This window comes from Cellulomonas dongxiuzhuiae, from assembly GCF_018623035.1.
GTDB classification, from domain to species: domain Bacteria; phylum Actinomycetota; class Actinomycetes; order Actinomycetales; family Cellulomonadaceae; genus Cellulomonas; species Cellulomonas dongxiuzhuiae.
The window spans coordinates 491,910-512,371 of sequence record NZ_CP076023.1 but is presented as its reverse complement, the minus strand read 5'-3'; the positions used below and the strand labels follow the sequence as shown (position 1 = coordinate 512,371).

The 20,462-nt window shown below is 75.2% G+C and carries 18 protein-coding genes and 1 riboswitch; of the genes, 11 read left to right on the top strand and 7 right to left on the bottom strand.

From position 1 onward, the window contains the following. Nucleotides 1-9: 9 nt before the first annotated feature. Nucleotides 10-453 (bottom strand): hypothetical protein, encoded by a 444-nt coding sequence (locus KKR89_RS02415; RefSeq protein WP_208197107.1) that lies wholly within the window; start codon nucleotides 451-453, stop codon nucleotides 10-12. 173 nt (nucleotides 454-626) lie between these two features. On the opposite strand from KKR89_RS02415, the gene KKR89_RS02410 reads away from it, so the two are divergent. Continuing rightward, nucleotides 627-1,424, top strand: a complete 798-nt coding sequence (locus KKR89_RS02410) for a DUF5995 family protein (RefSeq protein WP_208197106.1) — start codon at nucleotides 627-629, stop codon at nucleotides 1,422-1,424. A 24-nt stretch (nucleotides 1,425-1,448) separates the two neighbouring features. Here the strand turns inward: KKR89_RS02410 and thiE are convergent, their stop codons facing one another. Continuing rightward, nucleotides 1,449-2,120, bottom strand: coding sequence for a thiamine phosphate synthase (gene thiE / locus KKR89_RS02405; RefSeq protein WP_208197105.1), 672 nt, complete (start codon nucleotides 2,118-2,120; stop codon nucleotides 1,449-1,451). A 16-nt stretch (nucleotides 2,121-2,136) separates the two neighbouring features. Beyond that, nucleotides 2,137-2,244: riboswitch (TPP riboswitch) on the top strand. On the opposite strand from thiE, the gene thiO reads away from it, so the two are divergent. The 3 genes from thiO (at nucleotide 2,235) to KKR89_RS02390 (ending at nucleotide 4,608) form a co-directional block, all read left to right on the top strand. Then, entirely contained in the window at nucleotides 2,235-3,443 is a 1,209-nt protein-coding gene (gene thiO / locus KKR89_RS02400; RefSeq protein ID WP_208197104.1) for a glycine oxidase ThiO, read from the top strand. (Overlaps the previous riboswitch by 10 nt.) After that, the gene (thiS, locus tag KKR89_RS02395; RefSeq protein WP_208197103.1) at nucleotides 3,440-3,754 is read left to right on the top strand and encodes a sulfur carrier protein ThiS; all 315 of its coding nucleotides are present in this window, start codon (nucleotides 3,440-3,442) and stop codon (nucleotides 3,752-3,754) included. The genes thiO and thiS overlap by 4 nt, the downstream gene beginning before the upstream one ends. Then, nucleotides 3,751-4,608, top strand: coding sequence for a thiazole synthase (locus tag KKR89_RS02390; RefSeq protein ID WP_243882986.1), 858 nt, complete (start codon nucleotides 3,751-3,753; stop codon nucleotides 4,606-4,608). Before thiS ends, KKR89_RS02390 begins: the two co-directional genes overlap by 4 nt. Nucleotides 4,609-4,620: 12 nt before the next feature. On the opposite strand, the gene KKR89_RS02385 is transcribed toward KKR89_RS02390, so the two are convergent. Next, nucleotides 4,621-5,871, bottom strand: a complete 1,251-nt coding sequence (locus tag KKR89_RS02385; protein ID WP_208197102.1) for a ThiF family adenylyltransferase — start codon at nucleotides 5,869-5,871, stop codon at nucleotides 4,621-4,623. 118 nt (nucleotides 5,872-5,989) lie between these two features. On the opposite strand from KKR89_RS02385, the gene KKR89_RS02380 reads away from it, so the two are divergent. The 4 genes from KKR89_RS02380 to KKR89_RS02365 are packed head-to-tail and all read left to right on the top strand — an operon-like array spanning nucleotide 5,990 to nucleotide 10,294. Continuing rightward, the gene (locus tag KKR89_RS02380) at nucleotides 5,990-7,687 is read left to right on the top strand and encodes a glycoside hydrolase family 9 protein (RefSeq protein WP_208197101.1); all 1,698 of its coding nucleotides are present in this window, start codon (nucleotides 5,990-5,992) and stop codon (nucleotides 7,685-7,687) included. A gap of 19 nt (nucleotides 7,688-7,706) precedes the next feature. Further along, a complete protein-coding gene (arsB, locus tag KKR89_RS02375) occupies nucleotides 7,707-8,801 on the top strand; it encodes an ACR3 family arsenite efflux transporter (protein ID WP_208197100.1) in 1,095 nt (364 codons plus the stop codon). Nucleotides 8,802-8,860: 59 nt separating this feature from the next. Further along, on the top strand, nucleotides 8,861-9,814 hold the full coding sequence (locus KKR89_RS02370) for a metalloregulator ArsR/SmtB family transcription factor (RefSeq protein WP_208197296.1): 954 nt from the start codon (nucleotides 8,861-8,863) through the stop codon (nucleotides 9,812-9,814). Between the two features lie 15 nt (nucleotides 9,815-9,829). Continuing rightward, the gene (locus KKR89_RS02365) at nucleotides 9,830-10,294 is read left to right on the top strand and encodes an arsenate reductase ArsC (protein WP_208197099.1); all 465 of its coding nucleotides are present in this window, start codon (nucleotides 9,830-9,832) and stop codon (nucleotides 10,292-10,294) included. A 27-nt stretch (nucleotides 10,295-10,321) separates the two neighbouring features. Here the strand turns inward: KKR89_RS02365 and KKR89_RS02360 are convergent, their stop codons facing one another. The 3 genes from KKR89_RS02360 to KKR89_RS02350 form a co-directional block, all read right to left on the bottom strand. After that, nucleotides 10,322-12,130: an FUSC family protein gene (locus KKR89_RS02360; protein WP_208197098.1), complete on the bottom strand. Its 1,809-nt coding sequence runs from the start codon at nucleotides 12,128-12,130 to the stop codon at nucleotides 10,322-10,324. A gap of 93 nt (nucleotides 12,131-12,223) precedes the next feature. Continuing rightward, the gene (locus KKR89_RS02355; protein ID WP_208197097.1) at nucleotides 12,224-12,685 is read right to left on the bottom strand and encodes a hypothetical protein; all 462 of its coding nucleotides are present in this window, start codon (nucleotides 12,683-12,685) and stop codon (nucleotides 12,224-12,226) included. Between the two features lie 107 nt (nucleotides 12,686-12,792). After that, nucleotides 12,793-13,413, bottom strand: a complete 621-nt coding sequence (locus KKR89_RS02350; protein ID WP_208197096.1) for a hypothetical protein — start codon at nucleotides 13,411-13,413, stop codon at nucleotides 12,793-12,795. A gap of 456 nt (nucleotides 13,414-13,869) precedes the next feature. On the opposite strand from KKR89_RS02350, the gene KKR89_RS02345 reads away from it, so the two are divergent. Together KKR89_RS02345 and KKR89_RS02340 are read left to right on the top strand one after the other, a co-directional pair. After that, nucleotides 13,870-14,589, top strand: a complete 720-nt coding sequence (locus KKR89_RS02345; protein ID WP_208197095.1) for a lysoplasmalogenase — start codon at nucleotides 13,870-13,872, stop codon at nucleotides 14,587-14,589. A 71-nt stretch (nucleotides 14,590-14,660) separates the two neighbouring features. Beyond that, nucleotides 14,661-16,187 (top strand): glycosyltransferase family 39 protein, encoded by a 1,527-nt coding sequence (locus KKR89_RS02340; protein WP_208197094.1) that lies wholly within the window; start codon nucleotides 14,661-14,663, stop codon nucleotides 16,185-16,187. A 179-nt stretch (nucleotides 16,188-16,366) separates the two neighbouring features. Here KKR89_RS02340 and KKR89_RS18500 read toward each other — a convergent pair whose 3' ends face one another. Further along, complete coding sequence (locus tag KKR89_RS18500; RefSeq protein ID WP_208197093.1) at nucleotides 16,367-18,715, bottom strand: fibronectin type III domain-containing protein; 2,349 nt, start codon at nucleotides 18,713-18,715, stop codon at nucleotides 16,367-16,369. Between the two features lie 784 nt (nucleotides 18,716-19,499). Here KKR89_RS18500 and KKR89_RS02330 point away from each other — a divergent pair. After that, on the top strand, nucleotides 19,500-20,405 hold the full coding sequence (locus KKR89_RS02330) for a hypothetical protein (RefSeq protein ID WP_208197092.1): 906 nt from the start codon (nucleotides 19,500-19,502) through the stop codon (nucleotides 20,403-20,405). The last annotated feature ends 57 nt before the right edge of the window (nucleotides 20,406-20,462 follow it).

Genomic DNA, 20,462 nt, shown 5'->3' with positions numbered 1-20,462 from the left:
GTGACCCCGCTACGGCTCGAGGAACTGGTCGGCGATGTTGCTGACCAGGCGGTTCGCGTCGATGTCGTAGCCCCGGCCCGCCGGAGTAGCCGTGATGCGCCTCCCGTCGATCCAGGCGCGCAGCGCGTCCTCGGCTGAGTCGTCGTCCAGCCGACGGGCCCGGAAGACCACGGTCGCCGGTTGGACCGGCATGGCCGCGATCGCCTCCAGCACCGCGAGGTCGTCCGCGTGCTCGCTCGCGTCCTCCGGCGCGAAGCACCGCGGGACGGGTCGGTCCAGCTCCGCGTCCGGGTCCAGCGTCACGATGACCTGTGCCCGGGCCACCGCCCGCGACAATCGGTCGAGCTGGGGCGCGAGCGTGCTGATGGTCCGGTTCCCCGGTTCGCTCACCGCGTGGTTGAGCACCGCCGCTGCGGCGGCGACGGCGTCGAGGGCGTCGGTCGGGCTGATCATGGCTCCTCCTTCGGACGACGGGCCGCGGGAGTGCGACCCACCCTTGCCACGGGGAGGCGAAAAACGGAAACCGGGCGTGCCCCGCGCGCTGCGATCGGCCATCGTGGACGTCACAGGACCGCCACGATCGACGCACGCCACGCGCCCGGTCGGGAGCGGAGAGGAGCCGACGGATGGACGCAGCCGAGACCGGCCGCCCCGGCGCACCGCCCGACGCCCGCGACCTGCGGCGCCTCGCGGGGCTCGCCGGGGACACCCCACCGACGTCGATCCCCGAGGTCGTCGAGCGGCTGGAGGCCATCCTCGACGAGGCCGCGAGGTCCTCACCCCGGGGGCCGGACGACGGCATCGCGTCGTTCACCCGGCTCTACCTCACCATCACCCGCCGGATCGGCGAGATGGTCGCGAGCGGGGAGTTCCGGTCGTCACCGTTCCTGGTGCGGCTCGACCTGGAGTTCGCCGAGCGGTTCTTCCGGGCGTTGCGCGACCACGCCGACGACGCCCGGACGGCGCCCGGGGTGTGGCGCGTGCTGTTCGACAACCGCAGCGACCCGCACGTGGCGCCCGTGAACTTCGCGGTGCTGGGCGTGAACGCCCACATCAACTACGACCTCGCCCCTGCGCTCGTCGCCACCTGGCGCACCGTCCCGCCCGACGGCGACGGCGCCGACAGCGCGCAGCACCACGACTACGACCTGGTCAACGACGTGTTCGCGCTCGAGATGGACGGGCTGCGCGAGGAGCTCGGGTCGCTGCTGTCCGGCGGACCCGACGGCGCACCGTGGGACGTCAGTGCGAACTGGCTCTCCGACCTCGTCGTCACGTTCACGCGGGACCTCGCGTGGATCGAGGCGACACGCGTGTGGCGGCAGGGCGCGACCCCGCAGGCTTGTGCGGACTCGGAGCGACGGCTCGACGCGATCGCCACGTTCATCGGCCAGGGGGTGCTGCGGGCGCCGCTCCCGTTCTGACGTCCGGGCCACGTCCCCGCGGCCTCACCCGGGGACCGGGGCCACGAGCGCACGCAGCCGGGCCGCGGCACGCTGCGGGTCGGACGCCTGCGTGAGCGCGCGCACGACGACCACGCGGCGCGCGCCCGCGGCGACGACGTCGGGGAGCAGCGCCTCGTCGATCCCGCCGATCGCGAACCACGGCGTCGTCGGCGCGGCGGCGGCCACCGCACGGACGGCGTCGAGCCCGACGGGCTCGCGGCCCGGCTTGGTGGGGGTCGCCCGCACGGGTCCCACGCAGAAGTAGTCGACGTCGGGGTCGTCGTCCGCCGCGGCTGCGGCATCGCCGCCGCCCGACGAGCGCCCGAGCAGCACGCCCGGCCCGACGAGCGCCCGCGCCTGCGCGACCGGCAGGTCCCGCTGGCCGGTGTGCAGCACGTCGGCGCGCAGAGCCACCGCGAGGTCGGCCCGGTCGTTGACCGCGAACAGGGCCCCGTGCTCGTGCGCGAGGTCGCGGACGCGGGCCCCGATCGTGAGCTCGTCGACGACGTCGAGCGTGCGGTCACGCAGCTGGACCACGTCGACGCCGCCCGCCAGCACCGCGTGCAGGAACCGGTCGAGGTCGCCGGTCGCGCGCCGGGCGTCGGTGCACAGGTACAGGTGCGCGTCGGCGAGGCGGACGCGGCGTTGCGCGCGGACGTCGGAGGCGTCGGACATGTCGGGCAGCGTAGTGTGGTCGGCGCACGGGAGCCCCGCACGGAGCGGGGCTGAGAGGGCGTCAGAGCCGACCGTCGAACCTGATCTGGGTCATGCCAGCGAAGGGAGCACCCCGTGGCGAGCCCTGCCCGCCCCACCCCCCGCACGTCCTCGGCGAGCGTCGACGTCCTGGTCGTCGGCGGCGGGATCATCGGCCTGACCGCCGCCTGGCGCGCGCTCCGCGCCGGGTCGCGCGTCACCGTCGTCGACCCGGACCCGGGCGGCGGGGCCACGCACGCAGCCGCCGGCATGCTCGCGCCCGTCTCGGAGGCCGAGCACGGCGAGCACGGGCTCGCGCGCGTCAACGTCGCCTCGGCCGCCCTGTGGAGCGGGTTCGCCCGCGAGCTGACCGCCGCGTCCGGCGTGGACGTCGGCCTGGCGGCGTCCGGCACGCTGACCGTCGCGTACGACGCGGCCGACGCGCAGCGGTGCCGCGACCTGCTCGCGCTCCAGCGGTCCTGGGGCCTGGACGTGCACGAGGTGACGTCGGCGGAGGCCCGCGAGCGCGTCCCGCTGCTCGGGCCCCACCTGGGTGCCGCGACGTGGGCGGCCGGTGAGCAGCACGTCGACCCGCGTGCCGTGGTGCGTGCGCTGCGCGCGGTGCTCGGCCGGGACGCGCGCGCCCGCGTCGTGCCGGCCGCCGCCGCCGGGCTGGTGCGTGACGGCCGGGGCGACGTCGTCGGCGTCCGCACCGCGGACGGCGGGACCCTGCGTGCCGACCTCGTCGTGCTCGCCGCGGGGGCGCGGTCGGCGGACGTCGTGCGCGACGTGCCGGAGGTGGCGGTGCCCGTGCGTCCCGTGGTCGGCACGACGCTGCGGCTCGACGCGCGCGCGGCACCCTGGTTCGCCGGTCTGCCCGTGCTGCGCGGCACCGTGCAGCACCGGCCCGTCTACCTCGTGCCGCGCGCGAGCGGTGAGGTCGTCGTCGGGGCGACGAGCGACGAGGGCGCAGCGCAGGACGGCACCCGCTCCGGTGACGTCTTCGCGCTGCTGCGCGACGCCCGCGCGCTCGTCCCCGGCATCGACGAGCTGCCGCTGGTCGACGTCACGACGCGGGCCCGCCCGGCGACGCCCGACCACCTGCCGCTGGTCGGGCACAGCGGCGTACCGGGCCTGCTCCTCGCGACGGGGCACCACCGCAACGGCGTCCTGCAGACGCCCCTGACGGCCGCGACCCTCGACGCCCTGCTCGCGGGCACCGACCCGCCCGACGCCGCACGGCCGTGCGACCCGCAGCGGATGCTCACCCGCACCGCACCGACCACCTCCGGAGGCCCCGCATGACCCAGACGCGCACCACCGACCCCCGCACGGCCGACACCGAAGAGCTGCCGGTCGTGGCCGCGGCACCCGCCCAGGTCGTGACGGTCAACGGCCTCCCGCAGCCGTGGGACCCCGGCCTGACGGTGGCGACCGTCGTCCAGGGCCTGCTCTCCGACGCCACGACCGCTCCCGCGGGGTGCGCCACCGGGACCACGCCCACGGGTGTGGCCGCGGCGCTCGACGACGCGATCGTGCCGCGCGGCCTGTGGACGCACACCCCGGTGCCCGCCGGCGCGCGGCTCGAGATCGTCACGGCGGTGCAGGGCGGATGACCACGCCGACCGCCCCCGACGCCCCCGCCGCGGCGCCCGTCCTCGCGCCGTGGGACGGGGACGACCCGCTCGTCGTCGCCGGGACGGTCGTCGGGCCGCGCCTCGTGCTCGGCACCGGTGGCGCACCGAACCTCGACCGGCTCGAGGACGCGCTCGTCGCGTCGGGCACGCGCCTGACCACCGTCGCGCTGCGGCGCGTCCGCCCGGGCGGCGAGCAGTCGGTGTGGGCGCTGCTGACGCGCCTCGGCATCCGCGCGCTGCCCAACACCGCGGGCTGCTTCACGGCGCGCGAGGCTGTGCTGACCGCCGAGCTCGGCCGTGAGGCGTGCGGGACGTCCTGGGTCAAGCTCGAGGTGCTCGCGGACGACGTCACGCTGCTGCCCGAGCCGTTCGGGCTCGTCGAGGCCGCGGACCGCCTGGTCCGCGAGGGCTTCACGGTCCTGCCGTACACGGGCGACGACCCCGTGGTCGCGCGGCGCCTGGAGGACGTCGGGTGCGCGGCCGTGATGCCGCTGGGCTCCCCGATCGGGTCGGGGCTCGGCATCCTCGACCCGCGCAGCATCGCGGCCATCGCGGAGCGCGCGCAGGTCCCGGTGATCCTCGACGCGGGCGTCGGGACCGCGTCGGACGCCGCGCTCGCGATGGAGCTCGGGTGCGACGGCGTGCTCGTCGCGTCGGCCGTCACGCGGGCCGCGGACCCGCCGCGGATGGCCCGCGCGATGGCGCTCGCGGTCCGGGCCGGGCGCGCGGCGCGGCTGGCCGGGCGCATCCCGCGCCGCGAGCACGCGCTCGCGTCCTCGCCGACGGACGGGCTGGTGGGACGCCCGCCCGGCAACCTCGACCTGGCCCTGTGAGGGCGGCCGCGCTCAGTACCGGCTGAGCGTCGGGTCGACGTCGTCGACCCAGGCGAGCACGCCACCGGCGACCTGCACGACGTTGTCGCGTCCAGCGGCGTGCGCGGCGTCGACGACGCGCTGGGACCGGGACCCGGCCTTGCAGTACACGGCCACGAGCCGGTCGGTCGGCAGGTCCGCGAGCGCGTCGGCGCCGCGCGGGCCGAGCAGCTGCCCGGCCGGCACCAGGACCGACCCGGGGATCGTGACGATGTCGCGCTCGAACTCCTCGCGCACGTCGAGCACGTACGGCGGCGCCGCCGAGTCGAGCAGGTCACGCAGCTGGAGCACCGAGATCGCCGCATCCGCCGAGACCCGTGCGGGCGACGGCACGGCGCAGGCCTCGACCTCGGGCTCCGCGACGTGGGTGACCGGCGGGCGTGTCGGGTCGGCGACCACGCGCAGCTCGCGCCACGTCACGTCCGCGGCGTCGTAGATCGCGAGCCGGCCCAGCAGCGAGCGCCCCGCACCCGTGACGAGCTTGACCGCCTCGGTCACCATGACCGAGCCGATCGTCGCGCACAGCGCCCCGAGCACCCCGCCCTCCGCGCACGTCGGCACCGTGCCCGGCGCGGGCGCCTCGGGGAACACGTCGCGGTACGTCACGGGCGCGTGGCCCTGCGGCGGGCTGGACCAGAACACGCTGACCTGGCCGCGGAACCGCTCGAGCGCCCCCCACACGTGCGGCACGCCGGCGATCGACGTCGCGTCGCTCACGACGTACCGGGTGGCGAAGTTGTCCGAGCCGTCGAGCACGAGGTCGTAGCGCGAGACGATGTCGAGCGCGTTGGCCGCGGTCAGCCGCACGGGGTGCACCTCGACGGTCACCTCGGGGTCGGCGGCGAGCACCGCCTCGCGCGCGGAGTCGACCTTGCGACGGCCCACGTCGGCGGTCCGGTGCAGCACCTGGCGCTGCAGGTTCGACTCGTCGACCACGTCGTCGTCGACGATGCCGAGCGTGCCGACGCCCGCAGCCGCGAGGTAGAGCAGCGCGGGGCTGCCGAGCCCGCCGGCGCCGACCACGAGGACGCGCGCCGCGGCCAGGCGCCGCTGCCCGCTGACGCCGATGCCCGGCAGGTTGAGGTGCCGGGCGTGGCGGGCGAGACGCGCGGGGGCGAGCGGCGGGCCCTCCGGCACGAGCGGCGCGCGGTCCGGCGCCCCGACGGTCGTCCCAGGTGCAGATGTCACGTGAGTCCCCCTCGACGGCCGACGTGCCGCGTCCATTGTGCCGCGAGACGCCGACCGCCGGCCGCGGCGTCCGAGGACGGGACCGGCACGGCCCTCGTCACGCACGCTCGCCTCGCCGCGCGCGGCTCCCGGACCCGGTCGTAGGCTGCCGCGCGTGAGCCGGCCGACCTGGTCCGTGCAGGAGGTCCTCGCGCGGCGGCCGGCCGTGCGGGTCAACCAGCTCGGCCACGTGCCGGGGACGCCGGCGCGGGCGACGCTCGTCGCGCCCGACGTCGCGCCCGTCGCCTTCCGCGTGGTGCGTGAGGACGGCCGCGTCGTGCACGAGGGCACGTCGGTGCCCTGGCCCGTGCGCCCCGAGCCGACGTCCGGGCTGCCCGTGCACGTCCTCGAGCTCGGCGACCTCGACGCGGGGACGTACCGGGTCGAGGCCGGGTCGGCGCGCAGCCACCCCTTCCGGGTCGACGACGGGATCCACGCGGCGCTGCGCGACGACGCCCTGCGCTTCTTCACGCTCATGCGGTCGGGCACCGCGATCACCGTCCCCGGCTACGCACGCCCCGCCGGGCACCCCGACACCGCCGTCCCCGCGTGGACCGGACCGGCCGCCGCGCACCTCTACCCCGGCTGGCACGACGACGGCACGTACGACGTGTCGGGCGGCTGGTACGACGCGGGTGACTACGGCAAGTACGTGACCAGCGGCGCCATCGCCGCGTGGCAGCTGCTGGGCACCCTCGACCTGGTCCCGGGTGACCGCCGGGTCGCGGACGAGTGCCGGTGGCAGCTGGACTGGCTGCTGCGGATGCAGGTGCCGCCCGGGCGGCCGCTGGCCGGCCTGGCGTTCCACCGCGTCCACGGCACCACGTGGTCGCCCCTGCCGGGCTGGCCGCACCTCGACCCCACCGAGCGCGTCCTGCACCGGCCGTCGACCACCGCGACCCTGCACCTGGCCGCGGCGGCAGCGGCCGGTGCGCGTCACCTGCGCACCGTCGATCCTGCGTACGCCCACCGCCTGGAGACGGCCGCGCGGTCGGCGTACGACGCGGCCCGGCAGCACCCCGCCCTGCTCCCACCGGACGACCACGCCCGCCACGGCGGCGGCCCGTACGACGACGCGGACGTGGGCGACGACCTCTACTGGGCGGCCGCCGAGCTGTGGCTGGCCACCGGCGATCCCGCGTACGAGCAGGACGTCCTGCGCTCCCCCGAGCACGCGGCCGACCCCTTCGACGACGCAGGGTTCGACTTCGACGCCGTCGGCGCGCCGGCCCGTCTCGACCTGGCGCTGCACGGCAGCGGCCTCGCGGACCACGACCGCGTGGTGGAGAGCGTGCGGGCCGGCGCCGACCGCCTTCTCGCAGTGCAGCGCCGGCAGCCCTGGGGGCAGCCGTACGCGCCGGCCGCCGGCTGGTCCTGGGGGTCCAACGGGCGCCTGCTGAACAACCTCGTCGTGCTCGCCGTGGCGCACCTGGTCACCGGGGACGCCGCCTACCGCGACGCCGTCGCGGAGGGGACCGACCACCTGCTGGGCCGCAACGCGCTCGGGCAGAGCTACGTCACCGGCCACGGGACCGACCACAGCCACCACCAACGCACCCGGCAGTTCGGTCACGACCTCGACCCGGCGATGCCGCCGCCGCCTCCCGGCGCGCTCGCGGGTGGTGCGAACTCGATCCCCGCACCCGACTTCCCGTACGACCGGCGCCTGGTGGGCCAGCCGCCGCAGTGCTGCTACCTCGACGAGCCCACGTCGGAGGTCACCAACGACGTGTGCATCCGCTGGAACGCGCCGCTGGTGTGGGTGGCGGCCTACCTGGACCGGTTCCTCGCGGCGGGGTCCGCGCTGCCTTGACGTCTGTCAATATAGACGCATGTCGAACCACCAGCAGGTCGCCACCCGACGCCTGTCGACCCTCGACCGCTGGCTGCCCGCCTGGATCGGCCTGGCCATGCTCGCCGGCCTGGGGCTCGGCCGGTTCGTGCCCGCCCTCGCGGACGGGCTGACGCGCCTCGAGGTCGGCGGGATCTCCCTGCCCATCGGGCTCGGGCTGCTCGTGATGATGTACCCGGTGCTGGCGAAGGTCCGCTACGACCGGGTCGCCGCCGTCACGGGCGACCGCCGCCTGCTCGTCAGCTCGCTCGTCCTCAACTGGCTCGTCGGGCCCGCGCTGATGTTCGCGCTCGCGTGGCTGTTCCTGCCCGACCTTCCCGAGTACCGCACCGGCCTGATCATCGTCGGCCTGGCGCGGTGCATCGCGATGGTCGTCATCTGGAACGACCTCGCGTGCGGCGACCGCGAGGCCGCCGCGGTGCTGGTCGCGATCAACTCGGTCTTCCAGGTCGTCGCGTTCTCGCTCCTCGGCTGGTTCTACCTGACCGTCCTGCCCGCGTGGCTGGGCCTGGACACGCAGGGGCTCGACGTCTCCGTCGGCCAGATCGCGGTCAACGTCCTGGTCTTCCTCGGCGTGCCGCTGGCCGCCGGGTTCGCGTCCCGCTGGATCGGGGAGCGCACGCGGGGGCGCGACTGGTACGAGTCGGTGTTCGTCCCGCGGATCGGGCCGTGGGCGCTGTACGGGCTGCTGTTCACGATCGTGCTGCTCTTCGCTCTGCAGGGCGACGCGGTGACGCGCCACCCGCTCGACGTCGCGCGGATCGCCCTGCCGCTGCTCGTCTACTTCGCGGTCATGTGGGGCGTCGGCCTCGCAGCCGGCAAGGGCCTGCGCCTCGGGTACGCCCGCTCGACGACGCTCGCCTTCACGGCCGCCGGCAACAACTTCGAGCTCGCGATCGCCGTCGCGATCGGCACCTTCGGCGCGACGTCGGGGCAGGCCCTGGCCGGGGTCGTCGGGCCGCTCATCGAGGTCCCGGTCCTCGTCGGGCTCGTCTACGTGTCCCTGTGGGCGGCACGCCGCTGGTTCGCCACCGATCCGTACGCCGTCCCCGCCCTTGCGGAGGTCCGCTCGTGACGACGCCGTCCACCCCCGTCGCCGATACCGGCTGCACCCCCCGCACCGACGCGCGCGCCATGGGTACCGAGGCGGCGACCGAGGTCGCGACCGTGCTCAAGGCGCTGGCGGACCCGCTGCGTCTGCGCATGCTGTCGTTCATCACCACGAGCCCGACCGGTGAGGCCTGCGTGTGCGACCTCGGCGGCTTGGCCGACGTCTCCCAGCCGACGGTGTCCCACCACCTCAAGGTGCTCAAGGACGCAGGGGTCCTGACCTCCGAACGGCGCGGCACGTGGGTCTGGTACCGCGTCGCCCCCGGGGTGACGGGGGCGGTGTCCGCGCTGCTGGAGGCGTTCGCACCGGCCGCCGTCGACACCACGCCTCGCCGCACGAGTGCCCTGACCGGGCTCGAGGACGTCGACGCGACCCTGACACGCGTCGCCGACGACCTCGCCGCCCGGTTCCCCGACCTCGCGCCGGACCTCGTGCTGCGCACGGTGCGCGAGTCGTACGCGGCCGTGGCGCGCGGCGCCGGGGTCAGCGCGCACCTCGTCCCGACCGCGCAGCGGTTCGCCGCCCAGCGGCTGGCCGACATCGCCCGCGTCACGACGCCGGCCGCGGCGCGCGTGCCGCAGGTGCTGTTCGTGTGCGTCGCCAACGCGGGCCGCTCCCAGCTCGCCGCCGCCCTGCTGCACCACCACGCCGGCGACGCCGTGGTCGCCCGCTCCGCCGGGTCCGCACCCGCCGGTGCCGTGCACGCCGCGGTCCGCCCGCTGCTCGACGAGCTCGGGGCCGACGCCGAGGCGGTGTTCCCCAAGCCGCTCACCGACGACGCGGTGCGCGCCGCCGACGTCGTCATCACCATGGGCTGCGGGGACACGTGCCCGGTCCTGCCCGGCAAGCGCTACGAGGACTGGGTCGTCGGCGACCCGGCCCTCGCCTCGCCGGAGGGGGTCGCGGCCATCCGCGACGACATCGACGCCCGCGTGCGCGCCCTGCTCACCGAGCTGCTGCCCACCACCGCCCCCTGAGACCGAGGAGCACCGATGACCGAGACCACCGCCGGGACCGAGACCAGCACCGAGATCGCCACGGGGACCGACCGGCCCAGCGTGCTGTTCGTCTGCGTCCACAACGCCGGCCGCTCCCAGATGGCCGCCGGGTTCCTCACCGCCCTGTCGGGCGGCGCGGTCGAGGTGCGCTCGGCCGGGTCCGCCCCCGCGGAGCGGACCAACCCCGCCGCGGTCGAGGCGATGCTCGAGGTCGGCATCGACATCCGCGCCGAGCGGCCGAAGCTCCTGACGACCGACGCGGTGCAGGCGTCCGACGTCGTCGTCACGATGGGCTGCGGGGACGCGTGCCCGTTCTACCCCGGCAAGCGGTACGAGGACTGGGTGCTGGAGGACCCGGCGGGTCGGGGCGTCGAGGCGGTGCGGCCGATCCGCGACGAGATCCGCGCCCGCGTCGTCACGCTCCTCGGGGAGCTCGGCGTGCAGGCCGTCGACGCCTGACCCGTCCGGCGCTCCCCCGCCCGACGCTCAGGCTGCGACCGGCAGCGTCTGCAGGAGGTACCGCTCGGCCGACCCGGCCTGCTCGGCCAGCCCCTGCAGGATCGACGACGCCGGGCCGGAGGGCGCAGGCGCCCCGCCGTCGGGCTCGTCCTGGTCCGCCCGGCCGTCCACGCTCAGCGTGCGCAGCAGCTGGTCCAGCTCACCGGCGGTCAGCCCTGCCCCTCCGGCCAGGACGCTCAGGTCGCGCAGGCCGGTGCGCAGCGCGTCGAGCGCGGCGAGCTGCCGGTCGTCGAGCTCGTCGCCGTCCGGCACCAGCTCGTCCTGCTCACGCACGGCGTCCCGGAACAGGGCGAGCGTCTCGGGTCCCTGCGGGCCGGTGGTGCTCGACGCGCGCAGTGCCGCCGCCGTCGCCGCGGCCGCGGCCTCGACACGTCGCCGCAGGGGCGGCGGCCGGAACCCCGGGACCACGGCGAACCCGAGGACGACGCCCACCACCACCGCGATCACCGTGAGCACCACGTACTGCCGGAGCAGGTCGACGGCGTTCAGGTCGCGGGTCACGGAGTTGAACCCGACGCTGACGACGACCATGAACGCACCGCCCAGCGCCGGGCGCGTGACGATGTACCAGAGCCCCAGGCACAGGGCGACGAGGGCGACCGTCACCAGGTAGCGCGACGGGACGACCAGCAGGACCACCGCGACGGTCAACGAGCCCGCGACCAGGCCGATGATCTTGTTCCTCGCCTTGGTGACCGTGCCGCTCCAGCTGGCCTGCAGGATGCCGAACGTCGTCAGCAGCACGGTGGAGACCAGCGGGTCGCCCCGTTGCAGCCGGGACGTGACGAGCAGCATCACCAGCACCGCGAGCGCGGTGCGCACCGCGTGCCGGACCTGCACCGACCGCAGCCGGGCCGACGGGTGCAGCACGGCGTCCTGGAGCTGGTGCCGCCGGTCGCGGTCGAGCCGGACCGGTGTGGTGTCGTGACCCGCCATCGCCTGCTCGACGGCGTCCATCGCGCGGGCGGCGTCGGCCACCTCTGCCTCGCCGCCCGTCGCCGAGGCAGGTGCCGGGTCGCGCGCCGTGCGGCTCGGCTTCGCCTTCAGCCGCGCAGCGAGCTCACCGGCCCGGGTCCGCAGCGCCGCCATGGCGTCGGGGGCGGCGCCCGCGAGCTCGGCACCGCGCAGGGCGACGCGGTACCGCGAGCCCTGCTCCAGCACGTCCGCGAGCCAGCGCGGCCTGCCGTCGGTGAGCCACGTGCCGAACGCGGTCGCCGTGGCCGCGCCCGGGTCGTCGGCGACGAGCACCGCCGCGACCTGCTCGCGCGTCGGCTTCGACGGGTCCGAGATCCCCAGGAGGACCCGCAGCAGGAGCGCCACGACCACACCGGCGACGGCGGCCGCGACGACCTGACGGTGGTCGGCCCCGCCCTGCGGCGCGTAGCCGTACCCGAACATCGTCGTCATGCCCAGCCCCAGGCCGGCGTTGGCGAACCGTGGCCCGATCAGCGGGAGCAGGGCGGCCACGAAGACGAGCAGCACGACGAGCGCCATCGCCGCGGGCCTCGACGTCTCGGCCACCAGGCGCGGGACCGCTGCGGCGACGACCAGCAGCGGTCCCATCACCGCGGCGACGCGCAGGTCGGGTCGCAGCGGGCCGCCGATGAGCACCACGAGCGAGAACAGGCCGGTCAGGCCCCCGATAATCCCCGCCGGGCCGGCCCCCCAGGCGTCGGCGACCAGCACCGAGGGCACGACCACGAGGATCATCAGCACGATCAGCAGCGGGCTGCCCTTGGGCCGCTCGGGCGCCGCTGTGTCAGCAGGGCTCGTCACGGGGGCCTCCTCGGACGTCGTGCCGCGCCAGCTCCTCGACGGTAAGCCGGAAGCGCGGGGCCCGCCACGGGCGCGTCGTGAGCCCGGTGCCGGTCAGGGGTGCGCGGGCCCCTCGCCGGCCGAGCGCACCGACTCGGCCAGCGCGTCGATGACCTCACGCGCCAGGAGGTCGGTCCGGGCACGCAGCTCCCCGGCGAGCCTGCGCCCGGGCCTGCCTCCGACCGAGTCGGCGAGCGTCAGCGCCGCCTCGAGGTCGTTGGCCCTGCGTCGCCAGGCACCCGCGCGCGCGGCGAACGCCGCATCCCCCGGACGGTCCAGCTCCATCGCCTCCGTCGCCTCCCGCACGACCGTCAGCGTGTGCCGCACCCGTCCGCCCGCCGAGCGCCGGGCCCGTGCCTGCGAGAACGTGCTCCCCAGCTGGCGCGCGTACGCGGCGGCCTTGCCGGGCGCGTCGGGGAACCGCTTGTTCAGCCGCTCGAGCCCCTCGAGCGCCGCCATGAGGCGCGGCGCCCACTTCATCGCCGCCTGCGCCAGCCTGGTCATCGAGCTCGCCATCGCCGGATCCTCTCGCGTGACGCGTCAGCCGTTGTGGGCAGTCGAGCACACCCGGCGTCGGCGCGCGCGCTGCCGGTGGGGAGCGCGCGAGGTCGGTGCCGGCCGGCTCAGGGCGACGGCGGCCCGACCGGAGCCCGCAGCCCGAGCGAGCCGAGCTCGAGCGCCGCGAGCGCGCGCACGGTCTCCGGGTCGCCCCGGCGCCACGCCTGGGCCGGGTCGTCACTCACGCGGGCCAGGGCCCGGACCGGCTGCGTCGCCAGCGCGCGCAGGGCGAACAGGTCGAGGTCGGCTGCCGAGTCGAGGATGTGGGCGGCCGCACGCGCGCGGCGGACGAACCGGACGCGGAGCAGCAGCCAGAGTCCCACGACGAGCACGACCGGGACGGCCGCGATGAGCAGTCCGAGCAGCAGCGCGAGCTGTGAGGCCCCCTGCTGGACCTCGACCCCCGCGCGGGCGATCGAGTCGGCCGCGCCACCCGCCGCTGTGAACGGGCCGCGCGCGTCGTCACCGACGAGCGGGACGCGCCCGACGGCGTCACCGGCGGAAGCCAGGCTCTCCGAGAGCGAGGACCCGGCGTCCTCGAGCGTGCGTCCGGGGGCGCCGAGCCGGCCCACCACCTCGTGCACCCACAGGCCCAGGCGGACCCACAGGACCACCCATGCGACGACGAACAGGTCGCCGAAGATCTGACGGCTGCGGCGCCACGGGGTCTGCGCATAGAGGGTCACGCGGGACATCCTGGCGTGCGGGCAGGCAGGACGCGCCCGGGGAGCCCTTCGTCGTGCCGCTGGGAAGCCCGTCGACCTCAGGCCAGCGAGCCGGTGAGGTTCGCACGCAGGGTCGGCAGGTCCACCTCCAGGGGCCGCGGTCAGCCGTTCACGGACCGTCGCCGCCGACCCGTCCCGGTCGTCGACGACCCTGCCGACGAGGACCACCGCCGGCTCGTTGATGACGTCCACGACGTGGACACGTTCCGACAGGATGAACGACGTCGACGTACGGCGACGTCATGTCGCCGTCCGTCGACCTGCTCCGACTGCACGCGGTCGCGCACTCCTCGGCGTCCTCCATCCGGCTCTGATGTGCACCTGAGCACGCCGCGCGCGGTCTAGCATCGGCGCGCCGGGACGACGAGGTCCCGCACCATCGGCCGCCGCGCACAGTCCGGCGGCGAGGAGGTCGTCGTGGGACGCTCGCTGTCCACAGCCGCGCGCATCTGGGCCGCGGTCGCCGTCGTGCTCGTGCTCGTGCACCTCACCGCCGAGGCGACGGGTGCGCAGGACCTGTCGACCGTGAGCCAGTGGACCCTGATGCCGGCGCTCGCCGCCGTCGTCGTCAGCGCGACGCGGACCCCGCGCGGCCGGCTGGTGCGCTGGGTGCTCGTCGCTCTCGGGTTCTCGTGGCTCGGTGACCTGGTGCCGTCGCTCGTCGCGGACGACCTGTCGTTCCTGGTCATGGTCGGGTTCTTCCTGCTCGCCCAGGTGGCCTACGTCGTGGCGTTCGCGCCCGCGGTGCGCAGGTCCGTGCTGCACCGGCGCCGGCTCCTCGTCCTGCCGTACGCCGCGGTGCTCGTGACGCTGGTGGTGCTGTGCGCACCGCACGCGGGGAGCCTCCTGGTGCCCGTGTGCGTCTACGGCGTGATGCTCACCGCGATGGCGGTGCTGGCCACGGGTCTGGGACGGGTCGCGGCGGTGGGCGGTGCGGTGTTCCTGGTGAGCGACGCGCTCATCGCGCTCGAGGCGTTCGTGCCGTCGTGGGACCTCGCGGGTCAGGGGTTCTGGGTGATGCTGACGTACACCGTCGGGCAGGGCCTGCTCGCCGCTGCCGTCGTGCGCCACGACGCCACCGAGGGCCGCGCGCCGGAGCAGCAGCCGTCGGGCGACGACGTGGTCGCGCCCGTCTGAACCCTCCGCCGTCGTCGGCCACGGGCGACCGGCCTGTGGCAGCACGCGCGACGCGCTGCGACGCTGGCGGCATGGCTCGTGCAGGCCGCAGGGGGGCGGCGCGCACGCAGGACGGGCGCGCCACGGCGTGGGCGGTCGCCTGCGCGGCCGGCGTCCTGGCGCTCGTCGTGCGCTGGCGCCTGCTCGGGGGTGCCGCCGGGCTGCGCGCGTACCACGGCTACGACGACGGCGTGTACTTCTCCGCCGCCGTCGCGCTCGTGCACGGACGGCTGCCGTACCGGGACTTCCTGCTGCTGCACCCGCCGGGGGTCGCCCTCGCGCTGGCCCCGTTCGCCGCCCTCACCCGCTGGGTGAGCGACCCGGGCGCGCTCGCCGCGGCGCGGGTCGGGTTCGTCGTCGTCGGGGTGCTGAACACCGTGCTCGTGGTGCTGCTGGCCCGGCGCTGGGGCACGGCCGCCGCCGTCGCCGCCGGCGGGCTGTACGCCCTCTCGGCGGCCGCCGCGCAGGCCGAGCACCTGACGCTGCTCGAGCCGCTCGGCACGCTGACGCTGCTGGTCGCCGTGTCGCTGCTGCAGCGGGCGCGCGCCCCGGCCGCCTCCCGCCGGTGGTGGTACGCGGGGGGGCTCGTGCTCGGGCTCGGGCCGACGGTCAAGATCTGGAACGCGGTGCCGGTCGCCGTGGTGATCGCCTGGGCGGCGTGGACCGCGGGCCGTCGACCGGCGCTCCGGGTGACCGCCGGTGCCGCCGCGTCCGCCCTGCTGGTCGTCCTGCCCTTCCTCGTCGCCGCGCCCACCGCGACGGTCCGCATGGTGCTGCTGGCCCAGCTGGGCCGGCCACGGACCGCGGCCACGGTCCTCGAGCGGGTCGAGGGGATCACCGGGACCGGCACGGCCCTGCACGACGCCGCCCCACCGGCGCGGGCCGCCGCCACGGGCGCCGTCTGCGTGCTCCTCGCCGGGGCCGCACTCGCTGCGTGGCGGCGTCGACGGGCGCGGCTGTGGGTGGCGCTCCTCGTGGCACAGGTCGCGGTGGTCCTGGCGGCACCGTCGTACTACGCGAACTACGCCGCCTACAGCGCGGCGGCCGTGGCGCTCGTCCTGGCCGCGGGCGTCTCGCTCGTCCCCACCGGGCAGCGGGTGTGGGTCGCGGCGCTGACCACCTGCACCCTCGGGCTGGCCACGGGCGCGCTGCGCGCCCCGCCGCCGGAGCTGCGTCCGCTGGCCGAGGCCCGCGAGCTCATCCCGGCCACGGGCTGCGTCCGCGCCGACTCCCCCGGCGCGCTCGCGGTCCTGGACGTCCTGTCCCGCGACGAGGAGCAGGGGTGCGCCACGCGCATCGACGTCTCCGGCCAGACGTACCTCGTCGGCACGCGCGACGACCAGGGCCGGCCGGTCTCGCGCCGCCACAACGCGCGCTGGCAGCACGACGCCGTCGCCTACCTCACCTCGGGATCCGCGGCCGTCATCGTGCGCGGCAAGGGCAACGGCTTCGACGACACCACGATGGACCGGCTGCGCGCGGGGGGCGTGCTCCTGCGGCTGCCGGGGGTGCGACTGCTGGTCCCGACGCCGGCACCGTCACCGGCCGGGAGCCCGTGACGGGCGGCACTCCGCCCTCACGACGCTGCGCCATGTGAACGCCTTTCAGGAGAGGGGAGGTCGGCGCAGTGGTCGGCGCCGTGCTGCTGTCGCCGGGCAGCGATCGGGTCGTGCGGGCTGGGCGGGTGTGCCAGCGGGGCATCGACGGGCTGGAGCCCGTCGATGCCCCGCGGGGACTGTCAGGCGGTGGTGCTGCGGCGGCGTCGCACCGTGAGGAGGGCTGCGCCGAGGAGCAGCCAGACACCGGCGGTCAGCGCGACGGGCAGGGTGCCGTCGGTGCCTGTGGTGGCCAGGGTGACCGGCTGGGGTGCCGGTGCCGGTGCCGGTGCCGGTGCCGGGGGGGCGACGGGCGCGGGGACGGCCACGAGTGCGCTGGAGCCGATCCAGGCCAGCGTGCCGTCCGCGCCGACCGTGAAGCGCAGCTCGGTCTGTACGGGCGCGCCGTCCGGGCCGACCGTGGAGACCACCAGGCGGTGCTCGCCGGCCGCCAGGCCGGGGGGCAGGACGCCGGTCGCGACGGCGGTGCCGTCGGCACCGACGGTGACGCGGGCGAGCGGGCGGGCCGTGGTGGACTCGGTCACGACCAGCTCGGTGCCGGGCCGGGCGCCGGTGGCCAGCACCACGAACGGGGCACCGTCCGCGTCGTCGCCCTGCTCGGCGTCGATGACCACCGTCGCGGGCGCGGCGGTCCCGGTGACGCGCCCGCTGCTCGAGGCGCGGGCGGGCAGGGTGTGCTCGTCCCCGTCCTGGGTGGCCGTCACGGTGCACTCGCCGGACGTGATCGCGAAGAGCAGGTCCTCGACGATCACGCACGCACCGGCGGCGGTGAGGGTCACGGGCAGCCCGACCGAGGAGGTCGCGGTGACCTGGACCGGCTCGACGGCGAACAGCTGGTCGCCGATCGGGGCGATCGTGACGTCCTGGGTGCGGCGCTCGACCTGGACGTCGACGACCACGGGTGCGGCGGCCGACACGTCGGCGGTGCCGTCCTGGGTGGCGGTCACGGTGCAGGTCCCGACGTCGGTCGCGGTGAGGCGACCGTCGGTCAGGGTGCAGGCGCCGTCGGCGGTGAGGGTCACCGGCAGGTCGGCCGAGGAGGACGTCTCGACGTCGGCGCTCTGGTCGTAGACCAGCTCGGGGACCTCGAGGGTCAGCGTCTGGGCGAGCTGGGCGATCATGAAGGTCGTCGAGGCCGTGGCAGGCAGGATCTGGGCTGTCCCGGCCTGGGAGGCCGTGAGCGTGCACTCGCCAGCGCCGGTGGCGTGCAGCTGATCGCCGGACACGGTGCAGGCGCCGGTCGCCGCGAACGTGACCGGACCGCCGGAGGTCGACGAGCCGGACACCGTGACCGGAGCGTGGCCGTAGGTCAACGAGTCGATCTCGTCGATCGTCACGCGCTGCGAGGCGCGGCCGACGCTGATGTCGAGCGTGCCGCTCGATCCGGTGACGGCGGTGGAGCCCTCGTAGGTGACCGTGACCGGGACGGTCCCGACCGGCGAGGTCAGGCCCGTCACGCGGGCTCCGCCGCCGGACAGCTCGACCGTGCGTGACTCACCGGCGATGACGAGCGTCGCGCTGCCCGTGGCCATCCAGCCGTCCGACCGCGTGACCGTGGCGTCCACCGCGAACGGCTCACCGCTGACCACGACCGCGGGGTCGGTCGTCAGGACGACGGAGGACGTCCCGCGGGGCGTCACCTCCACAGCGGCCGACAGCGGACCGGCACCGAAGGCGGCGGAGTTGTGGGCGCGGACCTCGATCGTGGTGGGCTGACCGTTGGTCAGGCCCGTGACCGTCGCGGAGAACTGGTTGCCCGCCGCGGTGCCGCAGCTGAAACGGATGCGGCCGGGCGTCGTGCAGACCAGCGAGTAGTCCCGCACGATGCCGGTGGCGGGCGACCACGTGACCAGCGCGGACTGGTCGCCGGCGGTCGCCGTCACCGCGGTGGGTGCGGTGGGCACCTGGGTCGGGCGGAACGTGAGCGTGGCGGGACCTGTCCCGCTGGCCGGGCCATAGCTCCCGAACCCGAGCCGGTAGGTCATGCCTGCGTTGAACCACATGGTCAGCCGCGAGTTCGTGGTCGGGGTGTAGTTGGTGTTGCCCAGGGGCTGGCGGGCGGCGTTCCAGACCTCGAGCCCGTTGTGGAAAGCCGAGCTCGCCTCGATCGTGATCTGTCCGCTGATGCTCGGCGTGAACTCGTACCAGGTCGCGTAGTACCACATCGGCGGGCCGCTCACGGCCTGGGGGATCGTGCGGCCCTCCGTCGTGGTCTCGAACGTGCCGTCCAGGACCGTCAGCGGAAGCGGCGCCGGGCTGTCGAACGAGCTGCCGTCACCCGCCGCAGCGGCGCGCGTCGGCGCCAGCCCGAAGATGAGGAGCGTCGCGGCGAGGAGCACGGCCAGCGCGCGTGGCATCTGGGTGGTGAGCGCGGCGACGCGCGAGGGTGAGGCGTGACGTAGCGAGGGACGCACAGGGATGCTCCAGGGCTCGGCCGGGGTGGGTGAGCACACCTGTGCCCGGGGGTCCATCGGACGGAGGGTCGTAGGACTGAAGTCCCGGGCCGGGTGCGCCGTGTCGTGCACATCTTCGGGCTCGCACGTCGGCATGTGGTGGGGAAGCGACCGGTCTGCTCTCGGAGCCGCGCAGTGCTGGGCTGACTCGACGGGGGTCGCGGCCACCGGCGCGGCGTCGGCGACGATCCGCTTCAGGTCCACGGCGTAGTAGCCGCCCTTGCGGTTCGTGTACGGGTGCGACTCGTCGAGGTACTTCTGCCACGGGCCAGCCCACGGGAGCCAGCCCGGGGCGTCCTGCAGGTCGTCCTCCTACTCCTCGACCCTCGCGTCCCAGGCCTCCGCGGCGACGTGGTCCTCGCCGAGCGTCAGGAAGGACGGCGTCGTCAGCTCGACGACGACCAGCCGCCCACGGCGCTGAGCCCACCCGCCGCAGCCTGACCCCGACGACAACCCCAGCACCCCTCCACAAGCCCACGGCCCCAGGCCGGTGGGCTCATCGTCGTGCCCGGGTGCGCCGCCACGTACGGCGTCTGGCCCCGCGAAGCGCCCGTCGGCACGCCGCCTGCGGCCCGACCGAGCGCCCTGGGAACGACTGAACCCCCCGCGAGGAGCCCTTCCGGGCCCCCGCGAGGGGTTCTGTCACTTCAAGGCACTGAGTTCCGTCAGTACCCCCTGGCGGGGTAGTGACACAACTACCCGACCTGCAGCGATGGGGGGCAGTTGACCTCCCTCTCACACCGGAGCGGCCGATTCGCTCACACGGCGGGCCCCTGACCTGTGGAAACGATAGCGTTCGCCCATGACGACCGGCGACCCGCCCGAGACGATGTCGAGTGCGATGGTCCCGCACTTCCGCCTACTCGCCGCGACGATCGGTGACTGGCTGAGCGATCAGGACTTCGACGCGAGGCCCGATTGCCCTGCCGCGGTGGATATGGCGAATCGGCAATGGGATGACACCTGGGGCGACCCGACGGTTGAGCTCGTCATGGATGCGATCCCACGGCTCGCGCACGTCGCCGACCACTTGCACGCCTACGCGGCGATCGCGGCTGATGAACACGCAACGTTCTCGGGCGCGACCATTCTGCGGACCATGCTTGTCAGCCTCGGCTCGGTCTACTGGCAGTACGAACTCACCGTCGACACCAGGGAGCGCATCCGCCGGTTCTACGCCCTACGGCTCAAGTCGCTCGCCGAGGAGCAAAACCTCGTGGCAGTTCCCGGCCTAAGCGGTGGGGCGGAGTCGCTCGGCCAGCTCGCCGGGACCGTGGACGCCATCCGTGAAAGTGGCGAGCGCGCAGGGTTCAGATGGGAGCAGAGAACCTCTCGGTTCGGGGCGTCCGTCGGTCAGCTCGACAGCCCAGCTCCCAGCGACCAGGCGCTCATCGCCGGCCTCGTAGAGTCGCCGGGCAGCTCGCTCGGTGTAGGCGCGACGCTTTTTCGTCTGTTTTCCGCCGTTGCGCACGCCCAGCCCCACGGTATGAGGTTCTTCATGCACCAGACCGACGAGGCTGGGCCGAACGGCGGCGAGCTGGTCTTCATCGGCCTGGACCCTGGCTGGGTGACAATGCTGCACACGACTGCCGTGTCCGCCATTCACCGTACAGTCACCGGGATCTGCGGCTACCTTGGCTGGGACCAGGCTGAATGGAACCGGATCGCCGCCCCTGCGCTTATGGAGGCGAGGAGCTGGCCGACATAATCTCCAAAGCCGTCGGCCGAGTCGAGCGCGATGCCGGCGCTCGCCTGCGTCTGAAGA

What these genes read in the sequence shown, in the direction of transcription:
- arsB (WP_208197100.1), top strand. Translation starts at nt 7,707, where the DNA reads ATGTCGAACCACCAGCAGGTCGCCACCCGACGCCTGTCGACCCTCGAC.
- thiS (WP_208197103.1), top strand. Translation starts at nt 3,440, where the DNA reads ATGACCCAGACGCGCACCACCGACCCCCGCACGGCCGACACCGAAGAG.
- KKR89_RS02370 (WP_208197296.1), top strand. Translation starts at nt 8,861, where the DNA reads ATGGGTACCGAGGCGGCGACCGAGGTCGCGACCGTGCTCAAGGCGCTG.
- KKR89_RS02355 (WP_208197097.1), bottom strand. Translation starts at nt 12,685, where the DNA reads ATGGCGAGCTCGATGACCAGGCTGGCGCAGGCGGCGATGAAGTGGGCG.
- KKR89_RS02410 (WP_208197106.1), top strand. Translation starts at nt 627, where the DNA reads ATGGACGCAGCCGAGACCGGCCGCCCCGGCGCACCGCCCGACGCCCGC.
- KKR89_RS02330 (WP_208197092.1), top strand. Translation starts at nt 19,500, where the DNA reads ATGACGACCGGCGACCCGCCCGAGACGATGTCGAGTGCGATGGTCCCG.
- KKR89_RS18500 (WP_208197093.1), bottom strand. Translation starts at nt 18,715, where the DNA reads ATGGACCCCCGGGCACAGGTGTGCTCACCCACCCCGGCCGAGCCCTGG.
- thiE (WP_208197105.1), bottom strand. Translation starts at nt 2,120, where the DNA reads ATGTCCGACGCCTCCGACGTCCGCGCGCAACGCCGCGTCCGCCTCGCC.
- KKR89_RS02385 (WP_208197102.1), bottom strand. Translation starts at nt 5,871, where the DNA reads ATGGACGCGGCACGTCGGCCGTCGAGGGGGACTCACGTGACATCTGCA.
- KKR89_RS02340 (WP_208197094.1), top strand. Translation starts at nt 14,661, where the DNA reads ATGGCTCGTGCAGGCCGCAGGGGGGCGGCGCGCACGCAGGACGGGCGC.
- KKR89_RS02390 (WP_243882986.1), top strand. Translation starts at nt 3,751, where the DNA reads ATGACCACGCCGACCGCCCCCGACGCCCCCGCCGCGGCGCCCGTCCTC.
- KKR89_RS02415 (WP_208197107.1), bottom strand. Translation starts at nt 453, where the DNA reads ATGATCAGCCCGACCGACGCCCTCGACGCCGTCGCCGCCGCAGCGGCG.
- KKR89_RS02365 (WP_208197099.1), top strand. Translation starts at nt 9,830, where the DNA reads ATGACCGAGACCACCGCCGGGACCGAGACCAGCACCGAGATCGCCACG.